Origin of the sequence: Streptomyces capoamus, assembly GCF_014654935.1 — a bacterium.
Classification (GTDB): domain Bacteria; phylum Actinomycetota; class Actinomycetes; order Streptomycetales; family Streptomycetaceae; genus Streptomyces; species Streptomyces capoamus.
Map to the genome: position 1 here is coordinate 204,609 of NZ_BNBF01000015.1, position 5,000 is coordinate 209,608.

Consider the following 5,000-nt stretch of genomic DNA (forward strand, 5'->3'; position numbering starts at 1 on the left):
CGCCCTGTTCCACGATGGCGCCGTTCTCCATCACGAGGATGGTGTCCGCGTCCCGGATGGTCGACAGCCGGTGTGCGATCACGAACGAGGTACGGCCCGACGCCAGTTTGGCCATCGCCTTCTGGATCAGCACCTCGGTACGGGTGTCGACCGAGCTCGTCGCCTCGTCCAGCACCAGGATCACCGGGTCGGACAGGAACGCCCGCGCGATGGTGATCAGCTGCTTCTCACCGGCGCTGACGCCCGTGCCCTCGTCGTCGATCACGGTGTCGTAGCCGTCGGGCAGCGTACGGATGAAGCGGTCCGCGTGCGCCGCCCGCGCCGCCTCCTCGATCTCGCCGCGCGTGACCTCGCGCGAGGCGCCGTACGCGATGTTCTCCGCGATGGTCCCGCCGAACAGCCAGGTGTCCTGGAGCACCATGCCGATCCCGGCCCGCAGTTCGTCCCGGGTCATCCTCCGGATGTCGACCCCGTCGAGGGTGATCCGGCCGCCCGTGACGTCGTAGAACCGCATCAGCAGGTTGACCAGTGTGGTCTTGCCCGCACCGGTCGGGCCGACGATCGCGACCGTGTGCCCCGGCTCCACCGTGAGCGACAGGTCCTCGATCAGCGGCTTCTCCGGGTCGTACCGGAACGACACGTGCTCCAGCCGCACCCGGCCGCGCAGCTCCTGCGGCCGCTCGCCCGGCACCGGATCCGCCTCCTGCTCCTCCGCGTCCAGGAGTTCGAAGATCCGCTCGGCCGAGGCGACACCGGACTGCACCAGGTTCGCCATCGACGCCACCTGCGTCAGCGGCATCGAGAACTGCCGCGAGTACTGGATGAAGGCCTGCACGTCACCGATGGACAGCGCGCCGGACGCGACCCGCAGGCCGCCGACGACCGCCACCAGCACGTAGTTCAGGTTCGACACGAACATCATCAGCGGCTGCATGACACCGCTGTTGAACTGCGCCCGGAACGCGGCCTCGTACAGCGCCTCGTTCTGCTCGGCGAACTGCTGCGCCGACTCCCGCTGCCGCCCGAACACCTTCACCAGCGTGTGCCCGGTGTACATCTCCTCGATGTGCGCGTTCAGCTTGCCGGTGGAGCGCCACTGCTGCACGAAGTGCGGCTGCGACCGCTTGCCGACCCGGGTGGCCACCACGAAGGACAGCGGCACGGTCACCAGCGCGACCAGCGCCAGCAGCCAGGAAACCCAGAACATCATCGCGAGCACGCCGATGATGGTCAGCACCGAGTTGATCAGCTGGCCCATCGACTGCTGGAGCGTCTGCCCGATGTTGTCGATGTCGTTGGTCGCCCGGGACAGCACCTCACCGCGCTGGCGCTTGTCGAAGTACGACAGCGGCAGCCGCGACAGCTTGGTCTGCACGTCCTCCCGCAGCCGGTACATCGTCCGGTTCACGGCCCGGTTCACCAGCCGGGTCGCGACCGCCATCAGCAGACCGGCGACCAGGAACGTGCCGGTGGCGAGCAGCAGGACGTCGCCGACGGCACCGAAGTCGATGCCCTTGCCGGGCGTGAAGTCGGTGCCGCGCAGCATGTCCGCGACCCGGCCCTGGCCGTGCTCGCGCATCGAGTCCAGCACCTGCTGCTTGGTCGCGCCCTCCGGCATCCGCCGGCCGATGATGCCGGCGAACACCAGGTCGGTGGCCCGGCCGAGGATCTTCGGGCCGACGACGTTGAGGCCCACGCTGACGAGCACGCACAGCAGCAGGCCGTAGATCGTGAGCCGTTCCGGCTGGAACCGGGCGACGAGCCGTTTGCCCGACCCCTTGAAGTCCATCGAGCGCTGGTCGGGGCCGCCCCCGGCCATCATGCGTCCCATGGGCCCGGCCATCAGGCGGCCTCCGCTTCCGTCAGCTGGGAGAGCACGATCTCCCGGTAGGTCTCGTTGGTCCTCATCAGCTCGGCGTGCCGGCCGGAGCCGACCACCCGGCCCTCGTCCAGCACGATGATCCGGTCGGCGTCCCGGATGGTCGCCACCCGCTGGGCGACGATGACGACGGTCGCCTCGGCGGTCTCCCGGCCGAGCGCGGCACGCAGGGCCGCGTCGGTGGCGTAGTCGAGCGCGGAGAAGGAGTCGTCGAAGAGGTAGATCTCCGGGCGCTGCACCAGGGTGCGGGCGATGGCGAGCCGCTGCCGCTGACCGCCGGAGACATTGGTGCCGCCCTGCGCGATCGGCGCGTCGAGGCCGCCCTCCAGCCTGCTCACGAAGTCCTTGGCCTGCGCCACCTCCAGCGCGTGCCACAGTTCCTCGTCGGTGGCGTCCGGGTTGCCGTACCGCAGGTTGGTGGCGACGGTGCCGGCGAACAGGTACGGCTTCTGCGGCACCAGGCCCACCGTGCCGGCGAGCAGCTCCGGGTCGACCTCGCGGACGTCCACGCCGTCGACCAGGACCTCGCCCTCGGTGGCGTCGAACAACCGGGGGACGAGTCCGAGCAGCGTCGACTTGCCGCTGCCGGTGGAGCCGATCACGGCCGTGGTCTCACCCGGCCGGGCCACCAGATCGATGGACTTCAGCACCGGCTCCTCGGCACCCGGGTAGCGGAAGCCCGCGCCCCGGATCTCCAGGTGCCCGTGGGCCCGCAGGGCGGTGACGGGGGCCGTCGGCGGCACGACGCTCGAATCGGTCTCCAGGACCTCCTGGATGCGCTCGGCACACACCTCCGCGCGCGGCACCATCATGAACATGAAGGTGGCCATCATCACGGACATGACGATCTGCATCAGGTAGGCGAGGAACGCGGTGAGGTCGCCGATGGCCATCCGGCCGCTGTCGATGCGGTGGGCGCCGAACCACACCACCGCGATGGACGACAGGTTCACCACCGTCATGACGATCGGGAACATCAGGGCGAGCATCCGGCCGGTGGCCAGCTGCATCTCGGTCAGGTCCGCGTTGGCCTTCCCGAACCGGCCCTGCTCGTACTCGTCCCGGACGAAGGCGCGGATCACCCGGTTGCCGGTGATCTGCTCGCGCAGCACCCGGTTCACCGTGTCCAGCCGCACCTGCATCGACCGGAACAGCGGCCGCAGCCGGCGCACGATCAGCGTCACGGAGACGCCGAGCACCGGCACCACCGCGACCAGCACCGCCGACAGCGGCACGTCCAGGCCGAGGGCCAGCACGATCCCGCCGACGCACATGATGGGCGCCGACACCATCAGGGTGAACGTCATCAGGGCCAGCATCTGGACCTGCTGCACGTCGTTCGTCGTACGGGTGATGAGGGAGGGCGCCCCGAAGTGACCCACCTCACGCGCGGAGAAGGACTGGACCCGGTCGAAGACGGCCCCGCGCACGTCCCGGCCGAGCGCGGAGGCGGTCCGGGCGCCGTAGTACACGGCACCGATGTTGCACACCACCTGCGCCAGGGAAATGCCGATCATCAGGGCGCCGAAGGTGAGGATGTACCCCGTGTCGCCCTTCACGACACCGTTGTCGATGATGTCCGCGTTCAGGGTGGGCAGGTAGAGGGTGGCGCAGGTCTGCAGGAACTGCAGCGCCACCAGGAGGGCGATGGGTTTCTTGTAGGGCCTGAGATAGGTCCGCAGAAGTCGTATGAGCACGCTACGTCTCTCGGAGTCGACGACAGGGGCTGGTCGGTTGCCCTTGGCCCCTATCGTCGGACACTCCGCCCGCGTTACCCCACCGATTAACCCCGGCGGGTTCAGGGCCGGAACGCTCCCGGGTGGGTCTGCTCGCGCACCGCGGTGAACTGCTGCCGCACCGCCTGCCCCACGGGCAGTTCCTCACCGGGCTCCAGCACCTGTGCCGCCGCGCCCTGCCAGGCCGGCGGGGTCCGCGGGTCGAGTGTGCCCTGCGACACACCGAGCGCCCAGGCGGCCTGCCGTGCCGCGCCGATCGCCGTGTAGTCCGCGGGCTGCGGTACGACGACCTGCGCACCGAACAGCGAGGGCGCCGAGGCCTGCACGGCGGGCAGCTCGGCGGCCGGGCCGAGCAGGAAGATCCGGCGCACCTCCACGCCCCGCCCGCGCAGCACGTCCAGCGCGTCGGCGAGCCCGCACAGCATGCCCTCGAAGGCGGCCCGCGCCAGGTGCTCGGGCTTCATCGACTCGCGCCGCAGCCCCGCGAGGGTGCCCGCGGTGTGCGGCAGGTTCGGCGTCCGCTCGCCCTCCAGATAGGGCAGCAGCACCAGCCCGTGCGCCCCCGGCGTGGACTTCATCGCCAGCTCGGACAGGCTCTCCAGGTCCGGCAGTCCCAGCAGTTCGGCGGTGCCGCGCAGGGCGCGTACGGCGTTCAGGGTGGTGACGACCGGCAGGTGCATGCCGGTGGCGTCGGCGAGGGAGGTGATCATGCCGGACTGGTCGGCGAGCGCCTCCGGGTGCACGGCCATCACCGAGCCGGACGCGCCGAGGGACACCACCGCGTCCCCGAGGCCGATCCCCAGCCCGAACGCGGCGGCCATGGTCTCGCCGGTGCCGGCGGAGATCAGCAGGCCTTCCGGGGTCGTACCGGCCGCGTCCGACGGACCGATCACCTCCGGCAGCATCGCCTGGTGGCCGAGCGCCAGCTCGACCAGGTCGGGCCGGTAGCCGCCGGTGGCCGCCGACCAGTACCCGGTGCCGGACGCCCCGCCCCGGTCGGTGGTCCTGCGCACCGGACGGCCGAGCAGCTGCCAGACCAGCCAGTCGTGGGCCTGCAGCAGGACGGCCGTGCGCGGCGCGTTCTCCGGCTCGTTCTTCGCCAGCCAGCGCAGCTTGGTGACCGGCTGGGCCGCCTGCGGGACGCAGCCGACCGCCTGCGCCCAGGCCTCCTTGCCGCCCAGCGCGTCCACCAGGTCCGCCGCCGCCACCTGGGCGCGCTTGTCGCCGCCGACCAGGGCGGGGCGGACGGTGTTGCCCTGCGCGTCCAGCGGCACGACCGCGTTCTGCTGCGCCGACACCCCGATGGCCTGCACGCCCTCCAGGAGGCCGCCGCCGGCGGCCTCCCCGAGCGAGAGCAGCCAGGCCTGGGGGTCGACATCGCTCGG

General features: G+C 71.0%; 3 protein-coding genes. All 3 read right to left on the minus strand.

Annotated features, from left to right (window positions below; genetic code table 11):
• A partial coding sequence (locus tag IE312_RS23525; RefSeq protein WP_229900335.1) for an ABC transporter ATP-binding protein occupies positions 1-1,843 on the minus strand: 1,843 nt, incomplete at its 3' end.
• Positions 1,843-3,576: an ABC transporter ATP-binding protein gene (locus IE312_RS23530; protein WP_189984317.1), complete on the minus strand. Its 1,734-nt coding sequence runs from the start codon at positions 3,574-3,576 to the stop codon at positions 1,843-1,845. The genes IE312_RS23525 and IE312_RS23530, both read right to left, overlap by 1 nt.
• A gap of 101 nt (positions 3,577-3,677) precedes the next feature.
• The coding region (locus tag IE312_RS23535; protein ID WP_189984318.1) for a xylulokinase at positions 3,678-5,000 on the minus strand (1,323 nt) is incomplete at its 5' end.